Origin of the sequence: Reyranella sp. (genome assembly GCF_030651995.1) — a bacterium.
GTDB lineage: Bacteria > Pseudomonadota > Alphaproteobacteria > Reyranellales > Reyranellaceae > Reyranella.
Map to the genome: position 1 here is coordinate 1 of NZ_JAUSBN010000036.1, position 19,593 is coordinate 19,593.

Consider the following 19,593-nt stretch of genomic DNA (forward strand, 5'->3'; position numbering starts at 1 on the left):
CCTGGGTCATTGCCAGACTTGGAGGATGGACCGGCTACTACGGCAAGCCAGGGCCGAAGGTCATGCGCATCGGCCTCGATCAGTTCCGCGCCATCAAATATGGCGTCTCCCTCGGACTATGAGATGTGTGAATCCGATAGCACGCAGTGGGGGAGAGGAAGGGACCCATTGCGAAGCAATGGGTAGGTGAGGTGGTCATGGGCCGGACGAATAGTCTGAGCGCCGGACCGAGCACGACCCACCTCTTCTAGCCTCTCCCCCCGCTACGTGGGCGGAGAGGAACATGAACTTCGACGCAACTTGGCACGCTTGTTGCCTTCCAAGGGGACTGCTTGGGAGGCATTTCATGATCAATCGTCGTCGTCTGCTGGCCGGGGCCAGCCTTGCTGCCGTGGGAACCCTGGCCGCGCCGTCCATTTTGCGCGCGCAAGGCGGGCAGACGGTCAAGATGGGGGCGCTGCGCCTCGTTCATTCGATGCCGCCGCACTTCTACGCGCAGTTCGCGCCTCCCGGCCTGAAGATCGAGATCATCACCTTCGACAGCCCGACCGATTGCAAGAATGCCGTGGTCACCAAGTCGGTCGACCTCGGCACGTTCGGCATCGCCGCCGGCATCCTGGGCGCCGCCGCCGGCGAGCCTGTGGTCGTCGTGGGCGCGATGTCGAACCGGGGCATGGGCGTGATCTCCAAGGCCGGCTCCAACGTGAAGACGATCAAGGACCTCAAGGGCAAGAAGGTCGGCATCTGGCCGGGCTCGACCCAGGAAGTCTTCATCTTCGAGCGCATGCGCATGGAGGGTCTCACGCCGAAGGACATCACGTCGGTCCGCGTCCCGTTCGGCGAGATGCCGGCGATGCTCGCACGCGGCGACATCGATGCCTATGTCGGCGCCGAGCCGGCCCCGGCTCTTTCCATCACGTCCGGCGTCGGCCAGCTCGTCGAGTACCCCTACGGCACCGCCATGGGCGGCCTCAACATGATCATCGGCACCAACGAGGAGACCGTCGCCAAGAACCCGGACATGATCCGGACCATGCTGAAGACCCACCGCCAGGCCGTCGAGTTCATGTCGGCCAACAAGCCGGCCGTGGTCGAGATGACGGTGCAGAAGCTCGGCGCCAACCGCGCCGCGGTCGAGCAGGCGCTCGGCGCCGACAACGTCGAATACGTTTGGAAGCTCGACGACAAGGTGCAGGGCCAGGCCAAGACCTACGCCCAGCACATGCTGGAGCTGAAGCAGATCCGCGCGCTGCCGAAGTTCGACGTCTTCCTCAATCCGAAGTTCTCGAACGAGATCGCCAGCTAGACGAAGCAAGGGCGACGGAGCGCATCATGGCGATCGTCGAGACAGGATCGGTTGCGGCGGCGGCACCGGCCGCCGCCACGCCGCGTGCGGCGACGCGCACGACATGGGCACGTTTCAAGCCGACGGTGCTGGCGCTGATCGTGCCGCTGCTGCTGCTCGCCTTCTGGCAGGTGGCGACCACCCAGCAATGGACCCGGCTCATCCCGACGCCCTACGCGGTCGGGGAGTACATGATCGACTTCGCGGTGGGCGGCATCTACGACGATGCCTACTCCGCGACGCTCACCACCCATCTGCTGGCCTCGATGAGCCGCGTCTATGGCGGCTTTGCGCTGGCCGCGCTCTTCGCGCTGCCGATCGGCATTCTGATCGGCCGCGTGCCGAGCGCGCGCATGCTGCTCGATCCGTTCCTGCAGGTGATGCGGCCAATCCCGGTCACGGCCTGGCTGCCGCTGTCGATGATCCTGTTCGGGCTGGGCGCCAAGTCGGCCTTCGCCCTGGTGTGCCTCGGCGCCTTCTACCCGATCCTGCTCAACACGATCTTCGGCGTGCGCTCGGTCGATCCCAAGCTGTTCGAGGCGGCCTCGATGCTGGGCTGCCGCGGCAACGCGCAGTTCTACAAGGTGGTGCTGCCGGCCGCGACGCCATCGATCTTCACCGGACTGCGGCTCGGCCTCGGCCTCGCCTGGTTCGTCATCGTCGTCGGCGAGATGACCGGCGTGCCGGAGGGGCTGGGCGCCGTGATCATGGACGGCCGCACCCTGTCGCGCACCGAACTGGTGATCTGCGGCATGATCGTGATCGGCCTCGCGGGCTACCTGTCCGACCGCGTCGTCGTGGCGCTCGGCAACTACCTCCTGCGCTGGAGTCCCAACCATCATGGCTGAGTCCGCCACTCCCATCGTCGAGATCAAGGGCGTATCCAAGGTCTTCCAGCTACAGGACCAGACGATCCATGCGCTCTCGGGCGCCAACCTCTCGATCAACAAGGGCGAGTTCATCTGCCTGATCGGCGCCTCGGGCTGCGGTAAGTCCACCCTGCTGCGCATTATGGCCGGCTTCGATCAGCCCTCCTCGGGGGAAGCCCTGATGTGGGGCCGGCCGATCGCCGGTCCCGACCCGTCGCGTGGCATGGTCTTCCAGGACTATGCACTGTTTCCGTGGCTGAGCGTCCGCGCCAACATCGGCTTCGGTCCGGCCGCGCGCGGCCTGGGGGCTGCCGAGGTCAAGGCGATCGTCGACAAGTTCATCGACCTCGTGGGACTCGCCAAGTTCGCCAACGCCTATCCCCACCAGCTCTCGGGCGGCATGAAGCAGCGCGTGGCGATCGCGCGGGTGCTGGCCAACGACGCCGAGCTGGTGCTGATGGACGAGCCGTTCGGCGCCCTCGATGCGATGACGCGGGAGCGGCTGCAGGACGAACTGCTGGACATCTGGGAGCGCACGAAGCTCACGGTCGTGTTCGTCACCCACGCGGTCGAGGAAGCAATCCTGCTGGCCAACCGCGTGGTCGTCATGACCCCGGGGCCCGGCCGCATCGAGAGCGACAATGGGCTCGCTCTCGCCCGCCCGCGCGACGTCGCCAGCCCGGAATTCAATGCGATCCGCCGCGTGCTGAGTGCCAAGCTGCACAGCCATCACGGCAAGAAGGCGGCCTGACCCCCTAAGCGGGCGAGCGCCGTTGCGGCCGGCGCAGCATGGGCACCAGGGTCGGCGAGCTGCCGAACTGGATCTGCCCCAGGATCTCGAAGCCGTGGCGCTGATAGAGCGGCACATTGCGTGGGTTCGAGGATTCGAGATAGGCGAGCACGCCATCGCGATCGCAGATTTCGAGCGCATGGTCGAGCAGCGCGCCGCCCAGGCCCTTGCCCTGATGCTTCGGATCGATGCCGATCAACGGCAGGTACCAGTGCGCTTCGCGTGGATGGTAGTTGGTCATCTGTTGCATCACCTGCATGCCGTCGGTCATGGACTGCGGTGAGGCTGTGGTCCGCATCAGCTCGCCGAGCGCGGCCCCATCCGCTTCGGTCCCGGGCGGCAGCCACAACGCCGTGCCGGCATGGTCGCCTATGATATGGGCGCCGCCCTTGGCGAAGCCCGCACCGCCGAATGCCTTGGCGAAACCTGGGAAGGCGTCGAGATAGGCCTGCGGATCCGGCCAGGTCCAGCGTGTTGCCGGATCGGTGCTGAACGCGAGCGTCAGCGTGGCGATGGCCGCCGCCTCTTCCGCCGGCGTGGCGTTCCGAACGGTCTTCATCGTCATCCTCGCTTCACAGGATCGCTACCGGTCCCTTCAACATCGGGACCAGGAGCGATCATGGCAAGCCGATGCGGTCACTTCCCGCAATAGGCCTCGATCCGGTAGCCGTCGGGGTCGATCACGAAGGCCGCATAGTAGGTCGGGCTGTAATCCGAACGAAGGCCGGGCTTGCCGTTGTCCCTGCCGCCGCTCTCGAGCGCCGCAGCATAAAACGCGTCGACCGATTTCCGGTCCTTCGCAACGAAGCAGAAGTGCAGGCCGGATTCCATGTCGGGCTTCACAGGCTTGGCCGCCTTCCCGATCCAGAGGCCGACTTCTTTTTCCCCATAGCCCAGCGAACTCTCGCCGGCGCTCAGCCGCGCATAGCCGAGCGGCTGCAGCGCGGCGTCATAGAACCTCCGGGTGCGGGCGATGTCGGCGACGCCGATGGACACGTGGTCGAACATGGCAATTTCCTCCTTCATAACTATATAACTGGTTATATGGTTATTCGTTGAGGCATTCCTTGTCAACCTGACAACCGGTTAGTAAGTCCCGTCGATGAATCGCCCCGACCTCTGTCTCGACTTCGCCAATACGCGTTACTGGCGGGGACAGGACGCGCCCACGGAGACGCTGAACACGCCGGCGGATCTGGCGGCCTGGACCCGGGCGCCCAAGCCGCCCTCCCAGAAGGAATTCGAGCGGGCGCTGGAGCTGCGCGAAACCCTCCATCGGCTGTTCGACGCCGTGGCCCAGGGCAAGGCACCCGCGGCCCGCGATTTCGACGGGCTGAATGCGGCCCTCTCAGCCGCGCCGGCGCGCATGGTCCTGAAACGCGGCAGCGAGGCGTTCGACTGGGAACTCGACATGAAATCGGGCACGGCGCTCGCCCTTCTCGCCCCCGTTCTGTGGTCGGCCGGAGACCTTTTGGCGAGCGGCAAGCTGGCCAAGGTCCGGCGGTGCGCCAACCCGGAGTGCCTCTACCTGTTCGTCGACGATAGCCGGGCCGGCAAGCGACGCTGGTGCACCATGTCGTCCTGTGGCAACCGCGCCAAGGCCAGGCGCCACTACCACAAGAGCAAACAGGCATAGAAAAAGGGCCCCGACGAAGGGGCCCTCATTGCTGGCGTGTGGGCTTTCGCGCTTATGAAAGCGCTGTCGCCCACCTGCGTTAAGCGCGGAGCGCTTAACGCAGGATCGACTGGAGCTTCATGGCGACGCCCATGTCGCCTTCGATCTTCAGCTTGCCGGTCATGAAGGCGGTCATGCCGTCGAGCTGGCCGCCGATCAGGTCGGCAAAGTCGCTGAAGTCCATCTTGATGGTGCAGTCGGCGGCCGTGTCGTCGTTGGTGACGGCCGGCGGGGTCTGGTGGCCGTCGATGTAGACGACGCCCTGATCCGTGGCGAACTTGACGCTGTTTCCGAAGGCCGTCTTCTTCGAAGCGCCTTCCTTCATTTTCTCGGTGATTTCCTGCAAGGTCATGAGCGAATTCCTCCCATCGGCAATGGCCTTGGGGGATTACTTGACCTTTACGTAAACGTCAACTACAGGCCGGTAAACGGCCGTTCAGTCGGAGGAAACATGACCTATCGCTCGGTCTTCAAACCGGGACTGTTTGAGGGCCGGACAGTCGTCGTGACCGGCGGCGGCAGCGGCATCGGGCGGTGCACGGCGCACGAGATCGCAGCGCTGGGCGCGCACGTCGTCATCACCGGCCGCAAACAGGAAAAGCTCGACAAGGTGAGAGCTGAAATCGAGGCCGCGGCCGGCTCCTGCGAAACCCATGTCTTCGACATTCGCGAGGAAGCCCAGGTCAAGGATGCCGTGGCGGCGATCGTGGCGAAGAACAGTCGCATCCACGGCCTGTTCAACAATGCCGGCGGCCAGTTCCCCTCGCCTGCTTCGTCGCTCAGCGCCAAGGGCTTCGACGTCGTCGTGCGCAACAACCTGACGGGCGGCTTCATCGTGAGCCGCGAGGTGTTCACGCAGTCGATGCAGAACCACGGTGGATCGATCGTCAACATGACGGCGGACTACCGCAACGGTTTCCCCAACATGGTTCACACCGGCGCCGCGCGCGCCGGCATGGCGAACATCACCATGACGCTGGCCTTCGAATGGGCGGCCGCCGGCGTGCGGGTGAACTCGGTGGCGCCGGGCTGGATCGCCTCCTCCGGCATGGACACCTATACCGGCGACTTCAAGGAGCAGATCCCCAAGCTCAAGGGCCACTGCCCGCTGGGCCGTCTCGGCACCGAGAGCGAAGTCTCCGCCGCCGTCTGTTTCCTGCTGAGCGACGCCTCGGCCTACATCACCGGCACGGAGATCCGCATCGACGGCGGCGTGCCGCTCGCCAACCGCTCGGTCGAGCTGCCGGCCACCGACCGCTCCAAGCCGTTCGACGGTTTCCACCTGGCCGTGACGCCCAAGGTGCTGGGCGGCTGAGGACGACATGCCGATTCTCGAGAGCCAGATCGACCGCAACAGCGACGAGTTCAAGCAGAACCGCGAGCGCATGCTCGCCGCGATCGCCGAGTTCCGCGAGGCCGAGGCAAGCGTCCAGGCGGCGTCCGAGAAGTCGCGCGAGCGCTTCGCCAAGCGCCGTCAACTCATGCCGCGCGAGCGCATCGCGCTGCTGCTGGATCGCGGCGCGCCGTTCCTCGAGCTGATGCCGCTCGCCGGCTACCGCATGCACGACGACAAGGATGGGTCGAGCGCCGGCGGCGGCTCGGTCGCCGGTATCGGCTATGTCGAGGGCGTGCGCTGCGTCGTGGCGGCGTCGAACTCCGCCATCAAGGGCGGCACCGTGGCGCCCTCCGGCCAGCGCAAGGGCCAGCGCGTCCAGCAGATCGTCATGGAGAACAAGCTGCCGGTCGTGAACCTGGTCGAGTCCGGCGGTGCCAACCTCCTCTACCAGGCCGAGATCTTCGTGCCCGGCGGCCGCGGCTTCGCCAACCAGGCGCGCATGTCCGCCCGCGGCATCCCGCAGGTCACCGTGGTGCATGGCTCCTCGACGGCGGGCGGCGCCTATCTGCCGGGCCTCAGCGACTACGTCATCATGGTCCGCAACCAGGCCAAGGTATTCCTGGCCGGTCCGCCGCTGCTCAAGGCCGCCACCGGCGAGATTGCGACCGACGAGGATCTGGGCGGCGCAGAGATGCACGCCACCGTCTCGGGCGTCGCCGAATGGATGGCCGAGAACGACGCCGACGGCATCCGCATGGCGCGCGACGTGATCGCCACGTGGCACTGGAACGATCGCCTGCCGCCGCGCGCCGAGCGGACGTTCAAGGAGCCGCTCTACGACGTCGAGGAGCTGTGCGGCGTGGTCCCGCCGTCGCATAAAGAACCCTACGACGTACGCGAGGTGATCGCGCGCCTCGTCGACGGCTCGGACTTCCTCGAGTTCAAGGCCCTGTTCGACCAGCAGACGATCTGCGGCTGGGCCGCCATCGAGGGCGAACCCGTGGCGCTGATCGGCAACAACGGCCCGATCACCGCCAAGGGCGCCGTGAAGGCCGCCCAGTTCATCCAGCTCTGCTGCCAACAGGGCACGCCCATCGTCTACCTGCAGAACACGACCGGCTACATGGTCGGCACCGAGAGCGAACGCGGCGGCATCGTCAAGCACGGCTCCAAGATGATCCAGGCGGTCGCCAACGCCACCGTGCCACAGATCACCATCGTGATCGGCGGCAGCTTCGGCGCCGGCAACTACGGCATGTGCGGCCGCGCCTTCGACCCGCGCTTCATCTTCGCCTGGCCCAACAGCCGCACCGCCGTCATGGGCGGCGAACAGGCGGCCGGCGTCATGAAGACCGTGACCGAGCAGAAGTTCCTGCGCGAGGGCAAGGAGCCGCCGCACGAGCAGATCGACAAGATGTTCAAGGGCATCGTCGACCAGTTCGAGCGCGAATCGACGGCGCTCTACGGCACCGCGCATCTCTGGGACGACGGCATCATCGACCCGCGTGACACGCGGCGGGTACTGGCCTTCACCCTGTCGATCGCGCGCGAGTCGATCGTGCGGCCGCTCAATCCCATCACCTTCGGCGTGGCCCGTATGTAAGGCGAGGATGTAAGCAATGAAGTTCACCCCCGAGCATGAGGCGCTGCGCCAGACCTGGAAGACGCTGATCGATCGCGAGATCAATCCCCATGTCGACCAGTGGGAGAAAGAGGGCCAGTTTCCGGCCCATGAGCTGTTCAAGAAGATGGGCGATGCCGGTCTTCTCGGCGTCGACAAGCCCGTCGAGTTCGGCGGCTCTGGCCTCGACTTCTCCTACGCCATGGTCTGCGCCGAATCGCTGGGTTGGGTAAACGGCGGCTCGATCCCGATGGCCACCGGCGTGCAGATCTCGATGGCGACGCCCGCCCTCGCCCGCTACGGCAGCGACGAGCTGCGCCGCGAGTTCCTCGTCCCCTCGATCACCGGCGATTATGTGGCCTGCCTCGGCGTCTCCGAGACCGGCGCCGGCTCCGACGTCGCCTCGATCAAGACCACGGCACGCAGGGTCGGCGGCGACTGGGTAATCAACGGCGGCAAGATGTGGACGACCAACGGCGCCCAGGCCGACTGGATGTGCCTGCTGGCCAGCACCGACGACGGGCCCGCGCACAAGAACAAATCGCTGATCGTCGTGCCGATGAAGAGCAAGGGCATCGAGATCGCCAAGAAGCTCGACAAGCTCGGCATGCGCGCCTCGGACACGGTCCAGACCTTCTTCGACGAGGTGAAGGTCCCGGTGCGCTACACGATCGGCCAGCCCGGCATGGGCTTCACCTATCAGATGCAGCAGTTCCAGGAGGAGCGTCTGTGGGCCGGCGCGGGCTCGCTGAACACCTGCGAGCGGCTGATCAGCGCCACCATCGAGTACACGCGGGAGCGCAAGGTCTTCGGCAAGCCGCTGCTCGACAACCAGGTGATCCATTTCCGCCTGGCCGAGCTCAAGAGCGAGGTCGAGGCGCTGCGCTCCATCGTCTACCGCGCCTGCGAGGATTATCTCGCCGGCCAGGACGTCACCATGCTCGCCTCGATGGGCAAGCTGAAGGCCGGCCGCCTACGGCGCGAGGTCTCCGACGCCTGCCTGCAATACTGGGGCGGCGCCGGCTACCTCTGGGACAATCCGGTGGCCCGCGGCTACCGCGACGGCCGCCTCGGCTCGATCGGCGGCGGCGCCGACGAGGTCATGCTGCAGATCATCTCCAAGCTAATGGGCACGCTCCCGCGGCTGGGAAATCGATGATGCGCACGACGCTCGCCCCGAAAGTGGTGTCATACCGAGCGCCGCGGGGGACCATTCGCGACACCAACCAAGGGTCCCTCGCTGCGCTCGGGATGACACCGAGCCTGTCTCAGCCGCTGGTGCGCTAGGAGCCGATCATGCAGTTCACCCAGGAACATGACGAGATTCGCCGCACGTTGCGGGCGATCATCGAGCGGGACATCAATCCGCATGTCGACCAGTGGGAGGAGGACGGCATCTTCCCGGCGCACGAGGTCTTCAAGAAGCTGGGCAACGCCGGCCTGCTGGGCATCAACAAGCCGGCCGAATTCGGCGGCATGGGGCTCGACTATTCCTACGCCATGGTGATGGCCGAGGAGCTGGGGCACATCCATTGCGGCTCGGTGCCGATGGCGATCGGCGTCCAGACCGACATGGCGACGCCGGCGCTGGCGCGTCACGGCAGCGATGAGCTGCGGAAGGAGTTCCTCGCCCCCTCGATCGCCGGCGACTACGTGGCCTGCCTCGGCGTCTCCGAGGTCGGCGCCGGCTCCGACGTCGCCTCGATCAAGACGGCAGCCCGCAGGGTCGGCGGGGATTGGGTGATCAACGGCGGCAAGATGTGGACGACCAACGGCACCCAGGCCGACTGGATGTGCCTGCTCGCCAGCACCGGCGAGGGACCGATGCACAAGAACAAGTCGCTGATCTGCCTGCCGATGAAGACCAAGGGTGTCGAGGTGGTCAAGCAGCTCGACAAGCTCGGCATGCGCTCCTCCGACACCGCGCAGATCTTCCTCGACGAGGTGAAGGTGCCGCTGCGGAACCTGATCGGCCAGGAAGGCATGGGCTTCATCTACCAGATGCAGCAGTTCCAGGAGGAGCGGCTGTGGGGCGCGATCAGCGCCGTCGTCGGCATGGAACGGCTGATCGACCAGACGATCGAATATACCCGCGAGCGCAAGGTGTTCGGCCGGCCGCTGCTCGACAACCAGGTGATCCATTTCAAGCTGGCGGAGCTGCGCACCGAGATCGAGCTGGTGCGCTCGCTCTGCTATCGCGCCTGCGAGGAGTATCTCGATGGGGCGGACGTCACGATGCTGGCCTCGATGGCCAAGTTGAAGGCCGGACGCATGGTGCGCCTGGTGACCGACGGCTGCCTGCAATACTGGGGCGGCGCCGGCTACCTCTGGGAATCGCCCACCGCCCGCGCCTTCCGCGATTCGCGCCTCGCCTCGATCGGCGGCGGCGCCGACGAGGTGATGCTGCAGATCATCTCCAAGCACATGGGCACTTTGCCCCGGCTGGAGAACCGATAAATTGCGCACGGGCGTCGCGACAACAACCCTGTCATCCCGAGCGCAGCGAGGGACCTTTACTGTTTCAGCACAGAGGTCCCTCGCTACGCTCGGGATGACAATGGGTGGCGTCGTAACCGGAGTGCGTCACTGAGGAGTTTGAAATGACCGAGTTTGCCGACAAGTACGAAGCCCTCCTCCTCCGCCGTGAGCGGTCGCGTCTCTATGTGACGCTCAACCGGCCGGAAGTGAAGAACGCACTCAACCCGACGCTGATCGAGGAGCTCAGGTCGGTGTTCGGCATCCTGCGCGACCGTCGCGACATCAAGGTCGTGATCCTGCGCGGCGCGGGCGGCACCTTCTGCGCCGGCGCCGACCTGAAGAACATGGAGCAGAGCTTCACCGACAAGCCCAAGCCCGGCGAGAAGGATCCGATCGCCGTCTGGAACCGGCAGTTCGGCGCCTTCCTCGAAATGCTGAATGGCACACCCCAGGTGGTCGTGGCGGCGGTCGAAGGCTACGCCATCGCCGGCGGCTTCGGCATCCTCTGCGTCTCCGACGTGGCGATCTGCACCGAGGGCGCGGGCTTTGCCATGAGCGAAACGGCCATCGGTATCGTGCCGGCGCAGATCGCGCCCTTCGTCGCCCAGCGCATCGGCGTGCCGCAGACGAGGCACCTCGCGCTCACGGCAGCGCGCTTCAAGGGGCCCGAAGCGCTGCGGCTCGGTATCGCCCACTACCTCGTGGCAGACTCCGCCGCCCTCGACACCAAGCTCGAGGAAGTGCTGAAGCAGATCGACAAGTGCGCACCCATCGCGAACGCGCTCACCAAGCAGGTGGTGATGAAGGTCGGCACCGAACCGCTCTCCGCCGTGCTCGACTTCGCCGCCGAGAAGTTCGCCGAGGCGCGCCGCGGGCCTGAGGCTTCGGAGGGACTGCGCGCCTTCGCCGAGAAGCGCCCGCCCCGATGGGCCGTCGAATGACGCCTTTCTCGAAGGTCCTGGTCGCCAACCGCGGCGAGATCGCCTGGCGGGTGATGCGCACGGCCAGGGCGATGGGCTATCGCACGGTCGCCGTCTATTCCGACGCCGACAAAGACGCGCCGCACGTCGCCTTCGCCAACGAGGCGGTGCGCATCGGCCCGCCCCCCGTGGGCGAAAGCTATCTCAGCATCGAGCGCATCCTGGAGGCCGCGCACAGCAGCGGCGCCGACGCGATCCATCCCGGCTACGGTTTCCTGTCGGAGAACGAAGCCTTCGCCACCGCCTGCGAGAGGGCCGGCCTGATCTTCATAGGTCCGCCGCCCGCCGCCATCGCCGCGATGGGCAACAAGGCTGCCGCCAAGCGGCGGATGATCGAAGCCGGCGTGCCGTGCGTGCCGGGATATCAGGGTGCCGACCAAAGCGACGCCAACCTCGAAACCGAAGCACGCAAGATCGGCCTGCCGGTCATGGTCAAGGCCGCGGCCGGCGGCGGCGGACGCGGCATGCGCCTCGTCGAACGAGAGACCGAGCTGCTGGAGGCGATCCGCACGGCGCGCACCGAGGCCGAAAGCGCCTTCGGCTCGGGCGAGTTGATTCTCGAGAAGGCCGTCGTCGATGCCCGACACGTCGAAATCCAGGTCTTCGCGGATTCTCATGGCAACGTCATTCATCTGGGCGAGCGTGACTGCTCGGTGCAGCGCCGCCACCAGAAGGTGATCGAGGAAGCACCCTCGCCCGCGGTCGATGCCTCCCTGCGCGACAGGATGGGCGCCGCGGCCGTGGCCGCCGCGCGCACCATCGGCTATCGCGGCGCCGGGACGGTCGAGTTCCTGCTGGGCGCCGACGGCGCCTTCTACTTCCTGGAGATGAACACCCGCCTGCAGGTCGAGCATCCGGTAACGGAGGCGATCACCGGCCTCGACCTGGTCGAATGGCAGCTCCGCGTCGCGCGTGGCGAGCACCTGCCGCTGCGCCAGGAGCAGGTGACCTTCGCCGGGCACGCCATCGAGGTGCGCCTCTACGCCGAGGATGCCTATGCGGGCTTCCTGCCGCAAACCGGCCGGATCGACATGTGGCGGCCAGCGACCGGGCTTGGCGTCCGCATCGATCATGGCATGAAGGACGGGCTGGCGATCTCGCCCTACTACGATCCGATGATCGCGAAGGTGATCGCCCATGGCGTCACGCGCGAGGAAGCGCGCGTGCGTCTCGTGCGCGCCCTTGCGGAAACCGTCGTGCTCGGACCGACGACCAACCGGCACTTCCTGATCCATCTTCTGGAGCATCCCGACTTCGCCGCCGGCGAGGCCACGACGGCCTTCCTCGCCAAGCACGAGTTCCCCGCACCGGCGATCAGCGATGCCCACTGGACCGCCGCGGCGAACCTGCTGTGGCAGGCCTCGGCGCGGAAACATCCGGCGTCGATGCGGGGCTGGCGCAATTCCAACCCCGAACCGACGCCGATTCGGCTCTCGGCCGGGGGGAGCGAACGCCTGATGCAGGTGAGCTCGGCCGATCCGGTCGAGGTGCCCTTCCATATCGACGGCAACGACATCGTGGTCGACCTCGACGCGTTCACCATCCGCTTCACCGACAAGACCTATGCCCCGCCCGAGACGGCGGCGGCAGGCAGTGACGGCAAGCTGCGCGCCCCCATGGACGGCCGCATCGTCACCATCAAGGTGGGGGCGGGCGACAAGGTCAGTCGCGGCCAGACGCTGATCGTGCTGGAAGCGATGAAGATTCAGCACCAGCTCAAGGCGGCGCTCGACGCGACGATTGAGGCGGTGTCCGTGCAGGAGGGCCAGCAGGTCTCCAATCGGACCGTTCTGGTGACGATGGAACCGGCCGCCGCTTAGCGCCCTCCTTCGCTCCACATCGTACCTCACCCTGAGGAGGCCGCTCCGCGGCCGTCTCGAACGGTGGGCAACGACCAAGGTGTGCGCCGCCCATGCTTCGAGACGCGCGCCTGCGGCGCGCTCCTCAGCATGAGGTTGGTGAAGGTAATTCCATCACGACGAGAAACACCTTAGGCTCTTCCCAACAAGAGAAATTCAGGGAGGATTTACCATGCTGCGTAGAGTTGCCCTCGCCCTGCTGGCGGTCGCCGCGGCCGGCCCCGCCTTCGGCCAGGCCTATCCCACCAAGCCCATCAGCCTCATCGTGCCGTTCGCGGCCGGCGGCCCGACCGACGTGATGGCGCGCATCGTCGGCGAGCGCATGGCCAAGGAACTGGGCCAGCAGTTCATCATCGACAATGTCACCGGCGCCGCCGGATCGATCGCCATGGGCAAGCTCGCCCGCTCCGCACCCGATGGCTACACGATCGGGATCGGTCATCTCGGCACCAACGTGGTGAACGGCGCGATCTACAAGAACCTGACCTACGACCTGATCAACGACCTCGCACCGGTCGCCCTCCTGCCGTCCAACCCGCTGCTGGTCGTCACCTCGAACCAGGTGCCGGCCAAGGACCTCAAGGAGCTGGTCGCCTATCTGAAGGCCAATGCCGACAAGATCTCGGGCGGCACGGCCGGTATGGGCTCGGGCTCGCATATCGGCGCGCTGGCCTTCTTCACGGTGACCGGCGCCAACTACCAGCTCGTGCCCTATCGGGGCACCGGTCCGGCCGTGCAGGACCTGATCGCCAACCAGATCCAGGTCATGATCGACCAATCGTCGAACTCGCTGCCGCACATCCGCGCCGGCAAGCTCAAGGTCTACGCCGTCACCGCCAAGCAGCGCACGGCGGCGGCGCCGGACATCCCGACCACCGCAGAGGCCGGCTTTCCCGGCATCGAGGTCGCAATCTGGCACGGCCTGTGGGCGCCCAAGGGAACGCCGAAGGAGATCATCGACAAGCTCAACGCCGCCGCCGTCAAGGCGCTGCAGGACCCCGAGATCCGCCGCAAGCTCGAGAATCTCGGCCAGGACATCCCGACGCCCGAACAGATGAAGCCTGACGTCTTCGGCGCCTACCAGAAGGCGGAGTTCGCCAAATGGAAGCCGATCATCGACAAGGCCGGCGTGAAGGTGGAGTAAGGCGGCCCCTCACGACGCGAACGACGGCGGCACCGGGCACGGGGGCAGGAGCTTCTCCAGCACCTTCGCAACGCCGAGCAGCTTCGCTTCGCCCCATCGCTTGCCGGTGAGTTGCAGGCCGATCGGCAGCCCCTCCTTCGAGAAGCCGCAGGGCAGCACGATGGACGGCTGGCCCGTCAGGTTGGCCAGGAAGTTGTAGGCGGTGCCGGCGAAGAAATAGGGATGGTCTACGCCGTCGATGCGGAGCGGCAGTTTCTGCGACTGCCGGACGAAGGCCGCATCCGGCATCACCGGCATCAGCCAGGCGTCGTAGTCGTCGAGGAAGGTCTCGCACTGACGCACGATGCGGTCCCGCCGGTCGAGCACAGCGAAGAACTGGGCCATGCTGAGACGCGCCGCGCGAGCGACCGATCGCCTCGTCGGATCGGGTGACTCCAGCCTGTCGAAAAGCCTCTCGCGCTCGGCGAGCGGCTTTTCGCTCTGGATCATGTACTGGAACAGATCCGACCAGTCGTCCCAGCCCTGCTGCCAGTCCAACCCGTCGGGCTCGGCATACTTCACCTTGGCGCCGGCTTTCGACAGCAGCTTCGCCGTCGCCTCGACGACCGAAGCCGTAGCGGCCGAAATCTCGACCAGGGGATTGCTGGTCAGGACGGCAATGCGCAGGCCCTTGGCCGTGAGCTTGGGCGTAGGCCCCAGTGGCACGGGCGCCGCCTCGGTCTCGTAGCCGTCCGGCCCCGCGATGATGCGCAGTGCCAGCTCGAGATCGTCGACCGAGCGCGCCAGCGGGCCGAACGTGCCCATATAGCGGGTGCTCCGCGTCGCGCCCGGAAGGTCCGGCACATGGCCGCGGCTCGGAACCCGCCACTCGGTCGGCTTCAGCGAGAAGATGCCGTTGAAGTGCGCGGGATTGCGCACCGAACCGCCGATGTCGCTGCCCAGTTCCAGCGGTGACAGGCGGGCCGCCACCGCGACGCCGCCCCCGCCCGTGGAGCCGCCCGGCGTCCTGGTTTCGTCCCAGGGATTGAGCGTCGTGCCGAAGATCGGGCTGTCCGTCTGAAAATCGGCGCAGAGTTCAGGCACATTGGTCTTACCCAGGATGACGGCGCCCGTCGCCCGCAACCGCGCGACGAGGCTCGCATCTTCCCGGGCGACGTTGTCCGCGAGCGGCGGATGACTGGAAGTCGTCTTCAAGCCGGCGACGTCGAACGCTTCCTTGATGGTGATCGGCACGCCGTGCAGCGCAGGGAGGTCCTTCCCTTTGCCGCGCGCACGATCGGCGGCGCGGGCGGCCTTCAGGGCGCCCGCCTCGTCGACCAGCACCAGCGCCTTGAGCGGACCGTTCACGCGCGCGATCCGATCGAGATGCGCCTTGGTCGCCTCGACCGAACTCAACCGCCCGTTTCGTATGGCGCGCGCAAGTCGCGTCGCCGTTTCGAAGCACGGATTCATGCATGCCTCCCTTGAATGCCGCGACACTAGCCGCCGCTACCCCGGCCCGGCTATAGAGCCCGAAGATTTTTTGGGGATGCCATGAGCTTGGCTAGAAAAACCCTGTTCGTGACCGGCGGCAGCCGGGGCATCGGACTGGCCATCGCACTGCGCGCCGCACGCGACGGCGCCAACATCGCGATCGCCGCGAAGACGGTGAAGCCCGACCCGCGCCTGCCCGGCACGATCTTCACCGCGGCAGAGGAGATCGAAAAGGCCGGTGGCAAGGCCCTGCCGCTCGCCTGCGACATCCGCGACGAGCAGAGCGTGGACAAGGCCGTGGCCGAGACCGTCGCAACCTTCGGCGGCATCGACATCCTGGTGAACAATGCCAGCGCCATCAGCCTGACCGGCACGCTCGCGACGCCGATGAAGCGCTACGACCTGATGCACCAGATCAATGCGCGCGGCACCTTCATGGTCTCGCAGAAGTGCATCCCGCACCTGCTGAAGGCCGCCAACCCGCACGTGCTGAACCTGTCGCCGCCGCTCGACTTCGACGTGAAGTGGTTCGCCAACCACGCGGCCTACACGCTGGCCAAGTACGGCATGTCGGTCTTCGCCTGGTCGATGGCCGAGGAATTCAGGGACAAGGGAATCGCCTTCAACTGCCTGTGGCCGCGCACCGCCATCGCCACCGCCGCGATCCAGAACATCCTGGGCGGCGTCGAAGGCATGAAGCAGTGCCGCAAGCCCGAGATCATGGCCGATGCCGCCCATGCGATCTTCAGCCGCGCGGCGCGCGACTGCACGGGCAACTTCTTCATCGACGACGAGGTGCTGGCGGCCGAGGGCGTCACCGACTTCGACCAGTACGCCGTCGCGCCCGGAACGCCGCTGATGCCCGACTTCTTCGTGCCTGCCCCCGGCGCGCGCACCGTCGTCGGAAAGGCCTAGCGCGTGGCGACGTTCCTGCTGGTCCATGGGGCCTGCACCGGCGGCTGGTGCTGGGAGAAGGTGGTGCCCCTGCTGGAGGCGGCCGGGCACAAGGTCTGCGCGCCCGACCTGCCGGGTCTTGGCGACGACCAGACGCCGCCGGCCAACGTCACCCTCGCCGACAATGTCGAGAAGCTCGCCCGCCTCCTCGACAAGATGGAGGAGCAGGTCATCCTGGTCGGCCACTCGCTAGGGGGCGTCACGATCAGCCAGCTCGCCGAGGCGCGGCGGCGCAAGATCAAGGCGCTGGTCTATGTCTGCGCCCTGCTGCCGACGTCGGGCAAGAGCGGCAGGGACATGACCTCGCTCGAATCGGACGCCATGTTCCGCCTGTCGCGACAGGTCAGCCCCGACGGCAAGACCTACACCTTCGCGCGCGACAAGCTGCCGAGCCTGTTCTACGCCGACGTCTCGCCTGAGGATCGCTACCGGGCGATGCAGCGGCTGCGACCGCAGCCGCTCGCCATCTCGACGACGCCAGTGACCCTCACGGAGGAACGCTTCGGCTCGGTGCCGCGCTGGTACATCGAGTGCATCCACGACAACGCCATCCGCGTCGCCTTGCAGCGCACGATGGCGAAGGAGACCCCCTGCAAGATGCTGCGGCTGGAGAGCGGCCATTCGCCATTCTTCAGCAACGCCGAGCAGCTGGTCGAACATCTGGAGATGATTGCGGCTGCGCGTCCAGACGGGCCTTAGTCAAAGAAAGCGAAAGCCCGCGCCTCAATGCTTTGCCGTGGCCGCGGATTGGCTGGTGACGTCGGATCGTCGAAGGCGGAATGCAGCGAGAAGCGGGCACGGCCATCCTTCAGCGAGTCGTAGCACTTGATCAGGATCGCCTCGTCCCGCGTCATCTTCGGGAAGTAGAACCAGCGGTGATCGGCGTTGTAGACGCCCTGGTAGATCTCGCCGGTACGATCGGCATAGACCAGATCGCAGACCGCGAGGTCACGCGGCGCGATGCTCTCGGAATCGACGAAGCCGAGCGGCGCCATCTCGACCGGTTCGTGATCGATGCTGCGCCAGACATTGTACTCCGCGAAGCGCTTCTGCAGGCGCCGTTCGGCCTCTTCGGGCGGGAGCAGGTCGCGCACCCGCTGCGGGCCCGACTTTTCGGTGTAATCGTTGTGCACGCTGCGCACGGGCGTCCGGAGACCGCGCTCCACGGCGCGATCGGCGGTGCGCACCGTATGGTCGAACACCACGACTTTTGAAGCTCTGGTCTCGCGCTTGATCAGCGCCTCGACCTCCGCGTGGTACTTCGTGCGGACTTCTTCTTCGTCGTAGAAGTCGCGCACGTCGGTGTCGTGATGCGTCAGGATGAAGGCCTGGCGGTCGAGCGAAAGATCGTGCGCGATCGGACGGGCATCTTGGATGCGGACCGTGAAGTCCCGGTAGTTGCCGTCGCGGCGCGGCAGGCCCGTGCCATGCGGCGGGTTGTAGGTGACCGGCTTGATGCTGAGATCTGCGAGGTAGTTCACCGGCGCATCGACCCACCCGGTGAGCGGCAGCCGCGTGCCGGCGGAATCTGCGGTTCGAACATCGACCATGGTTTCACCCGTGACTTGCGTTTGCCCCCTTTAGGTCGTGTGGCTTTAGCCGCTTGCCACCCCGCGGGCGCACGAGAAGAATTCATGGGGTCATGTCGGTTCAGGCCGCGAGTTCGAGGATCTCCATGACCTGTTCCGGTCCCTTGATGGGCCGCGGATTGTTGAGCACCGCCCGGTCGTGCATCGACTTCTCCGCGATCTCGCGGAAACGGTCCTTGCCGACGCCGACTTCGGAGAGACGTCCCGGCAGGCCGAGCGACTTCACCAGCCCTTCGACCAGGTCGCCGGCCGCGGCGTCGGGTTGTCCGAACGCCTCGCCCACCCGCTTCTGCCGCTCTGCGTTTGCCGGCAGATTCCAGCGCAGGACCGACGGCAGCATGACGCAGGACGTATGGCCGTGCGGCACATGGCAGGCGGCGCCCAGCACATGGCCGATCCCGTGGCTCGCGCCCACCCCGACGCCCGACGTGCCGGCGCCGATCGACAGCCACATGCCGAACTGGAGATCGAGCCGGATCGCCATATCGTCCGGATTGGCCTTGTGCGCCGGCAGAGCGCGGGCGAGCAGCTTCAGCGCCTCTGTGGCGGTGCCCAGCACGAAGGGATGCGCCTGCTGCGAGCATAGCCGCTCGACCGCGTGGTCGACGGCCTTCAGACCGGTCGAGAGCATCAGCTCCATCGGAGTCGCCAGGGTGGCCGCGGGATCGAGCACGATGACCCGCGGCACGATCAAGCGATGGCCGAAGCTCTCCTTGATGCCCTTGCGCGGATCGGAGATGCCGGCGTAGGCATTGAACTCGGCGGCCGACAGCGTGGTCGGCACGGCGATCATGCGGATCGCGTCGGCCGGCGGCCTGATGGCCTCGGACGGTGGCGCGGCCCCCTCCTTCGGCTTGCCGGCCCGATAGGTATCGAGTTCGTCGACTGTGGTCACGTTCTGCCACAGCGCGATCAGGATGGTCTTGGTGGCGTCGATCACCGAGCCGCCGCCCACCGCCACGATCAGGTCGGCGCCGGCCTTGCGCGCCATTGCGGCGCCCTCGACGACACAGGGGCGCGGCGAGTGCGCGGTGATGCCGGCATAGGTGCCGGCGTGCAGGTCGCCCAGACCGTCGATCACCGATGCCAGCAGCGCGCTCTGCGCCACCGACTTCGAGGTGGTGATGAACACCTTCTTCGCGCCGAGCCGCTCCGCCTCGGCGCGCAGGGCCGCTCCCGCCGGCCTACCGTAGACGACGCGCTCGATGTCCTGATGCCCGTGGATGCCGTTCAGCATGTCCAACTCCTCCATGCTCATCCTGAGGAGGCGCGCCAGCGCCGTCTCGAAGGATGGGCAACGACAAGACTGTTCCTCACCCTTCGAGACGCGGCCGTTGGCCGCTCCTCAGAGTTTGTGAATCTATTCGACTGCGAAACGTATGCCTGACAACCGCGCAATTTTGATTCTCGCGATCCACGTGTGACGAACGAAATGGAATCGCGAGAAGGCGGCCAAGATTCGAAAGCATCTCAAAAGTTC

19 protein-coding genes are annotated in these 19,593 nt (G+C 66.4%); 13 read left to right on the forward strand and 6 right to left on the reverse strand.

Annotation, left to right across the window (positions count from 1 at the left end):
* The first annotated feature begins 346 nt into the window (after positions 1 to 346).
* From Q7V45_RS10185 to Q7V45_RS10195, 3 genes are read left to right on the forward strand one after another with little or no spacing between them, the layout of a single operon-like run.
* Positions 347 to 1,306 carry an ABC transporter substrate-binding protein gene (locus tag Q7V45_RS10185; protein ID WP_304851067.1) on the forward strand — a complete coding sequence of 320 codons (960 nt, stop codon included), beginning with the start codon at positions 347 to 349 and terminating at the stop codon, positions 1,304 to 1,306.
* A gap of 26 nt (positions 1,307 to 1,332) precedes the next feature.
* Complete coding sequence (locus Q7V45_RS10190; protein WP_304851069.1) at positions 1,333 to 2,193, forward strand: ABC transporter permease; 861 nt, start codon at positions 1,333 to 1,335, stop codon at positions 2,191 to 2,193.
* Positions 2,186 to 2,965 (forward strand): ABC transporter ATP-binding protein, encoded by a 780-nt coding sequence (locus tag Q7V45_RS10195; RefSeq protein ID WP_304851072.1) that lies wholly within the window; start codon positions 2,186 to 2,188, stop codon positions 2,963 to 2,965. Before Q7V45_RS10190 ends, Q7V45_RS10195 begins: the two co-directional genes overlap by 8 nt.
* 4 nt (positions 2,966 to 2,969) lie before the next feature.
* Here Q7V45_RS10195 and Q7V45_RS10200 read toward each other — a convergent pair whose 3' ends face one another.
* Positions 2,970 to 3,569: a GNAT family N-acetyltransferase gene (locus Q7V45_RS10200; RefSeq protein ID WP_370692587.1), complete on the reverse strand. Its 600-nt coding sequence runs from the start codon at positions 3,567 to 3,569 to the stop codon at positions 2,970 to 2,972.
* A 71-nt stretch (positions 3,570 to 3,640) separates the two neighbouring features.
* Entirely contained in the window at positions 3,641 to 4,012 is a 372-nt protein-coding gene (locus Q7V45_RS10205) for a VOC family protein (protein WP_304851077.1), read from the reverse strand.
* Between the two features lie 94 nt (positions 4,013 to 4,106).
* Here Q7V45_RS10205 and Q7V45_RS10210 point away from each other — a divergent pair, with 94 nt between their 5' ends.
* A complete protein-coding gene (locus tag Q7V45_RS10210) occupies positions 4,107 to 4,640 on the forward strand; it encodes an ABATE domain-containing protein (RefSeq protein ID WP_304851080.1) in 534 nt (177 codons plus the stop codon).
* Between the two features lie 94 nt (positions 4,641 to 4,734).
* Here Q7V45_RS10210 and Q7V45_RS10215 read toward each other — a convergent pair whose 3' ends face one another.
* On the reverse strand, positions 4,735 to 5,031 hold the full coding sequence (locus tag Q7V45_RS10215; RefSeq protein WP_304851084.1) for an SCP2 sterol-binding domain-containing protein: 297 nt from the start codon (positions 5,029 to 5,031) through the stop codon (positions 4,735 to 4,737).
* Between the two features lie 99 nt (positions 5,032 to 5,130).
* On the opposite strand from Q7V45_RS10215, the gene Q7V45_RS10220 reads away from it, so the two are divergent.
* The 7 genes from Q7V45_RS10220 to Q7V45_RS10250 all read left to right on the forward strand — a co-directional run bounded on the left by Q7V45_RS10220 (position 5,131) and on the right by Q7V45_RS10250 (position 14,097).
* Positions 5,131 to 5,994 carry an SDR family oxidoreductase gene (locus Q7V45_RS10220; RefSeq protein ID WP_304851087.1) on the forward strand — a complete coding sequence of 288 codons (864 nt, stop codon included), beginning with the start codon at positions 5,131 to 5,133 and terminating at the stop codon, positions 5,992 to 5,994.
* A gap of 7 nt (positions 5,995 to 6,001) precedes the next feature.
* Entirely contained in the window at positions 6,002 to 7,618 is a 1,617-nt protein-coding gene (locus tag Q7V45_RS10225; protein ID WP_304851091.1) for an acyl-CoA carboxylase subunit beta, read from the forward strand.
* Between the two features lie 16 nt (positions 7,619 to 7,634).
* Positions 7,635 to 8,795, forward strand: coding sequence for an acyl-CoA dehydrogenase family protein (locus Q7V45_RS10230; RefSeq protein WP_304851094.1), 1,161 nt, complete (start codon positions 7,635 to 7,637; stop codon positions 8,793 to 8,795).
* A 137-nt stretch (positions 8,796 to 8,932) separates the two neighbouring features.
* Positions 8,933 to 10,093, forward strand: a complete 1,161-nt coding sequence (locus Q7V45_RS10235; protein WP_304851096.1) for an acyl-CoA dehydrogenase family protein — start codon at positions 8,933 to 8,935, stop codon at positions 10,091 to 10,093.
* Positions 10,094 to 10,236: 143 nt separating this feature from the next.
* A complete protein-coding gene (locus Q7V45_RS10240) occupies positions 10,237 to 11,055 on the forward strand; it encodes an enoyl-CoA hydratase/isomerase family protein (protein WP_304851099.1) in 819 nt (272 codons plus the stop codon).
* Positions 11,052 to 12,914, forward strand: coding sequence for an acetyl-CoA carboxylase biotin carboxylase subunit (locus Q7V45_RS10245; RefSeq protein WP_304851102.1), 1,863 nt, complete (start codon positions 11,052 to 11,054; stop codon positions 12,912 to 12,914). The genes Q7V45_RS10240 and Q7V45_RS10245 overlap by 4 nt, the downstream gene beginning before the upstream one ends.
* Positions 12,915 to 13,125: 211 nt before the next feature.
* Complete coding sequence (locus tag Q7V45_RS10250; protein WP_304851105.1) at positions 13,126 to 14,097, forward strand: tripartite tricarboxylate transporter substrate binding protein; 972 nt, start codon at positions 13,126 to 13,128, stop codon at positions 14,095 to 14,097.
* 9 nt (positions 14,098 to 14,106) lie between these two features.
* Here Q7V45_RS10250 and Q7V45_RS10255 read toward each other — a convergent pair whose 3' ends face one another.
* Entirely contained in the window at positions 14,107 to 15,549 is a 1,443-nt protein-coding gene (locus tag Q7V45_RS10255; RefSeq protein ID WP_304851108.1) for an amidase, read from the reverse strand.
* Positions 15,550 to 15,630: 81 nt separating this feature from the next.
* On the opposite strand from Q7V45_RS10255, the gene Q7V45_RS10260 reads away from it, so the two are divergent.
* Entirely contained in the window at positions 15,631 to 16,485 is an 855-nt protein-coding gene (locus Q7V45_RS10260) for an NAD(P)-dependent oxidoreductase (protein WP_304851110.1), read from the forward strand.
* Positions 16,486 to 16,488: 3 nt separating this feature from the next.
* Positions 16,489 to 17,223: an alpha/beta fold hydrolase gene (locus Q7V45_RS10265; RefSeq protein ID WP_304851114.1), complete on the forward strand. Its 735-nt coding sequence runs from the start codon at positions 16,489 to 16,491 to the stop codon at positions 17,221 to 17,223.
* Here Q7V45_RS10265 and Q7V45_RS10270 read toward each other — a convergent pair.
* Together Q7V45_RS10270 and Q7V45_RS10275 are read right to left on the reverse strand one after the other, a co-directional pair.
* Positions 17,220 to 18,074, reverse strand: coding sequence for a CmcJ/NvfI family oxidoreductase (locus tag Q7V45_RS10270; RefSeq protein WP_304851117.1), 855 nt, complete (start codon positions 18,072 to 18,074; stop codon positions 17,220 to 17,222). The genes Q7V45_RS10265 and Q7V45_RS10270 overlap by 4 nt on opposite strands.
* Before the next feature lie 100 nt (positions 18,075 to 18,174).
* Complete coding sequence (locus Q7V45_RS10275; protein WP_304851120.1) at positions 18,175 to 19,350, reverse strand: iron-containing alcohol dehydrogenase; 1,176 nt, start codon at positions 19,348 to 19,350, stop codon at positions 18,175 to 18,177.
* Between the last annotated feature and the right edge of the window lie 243 nt (positions 19,351 to 19,593).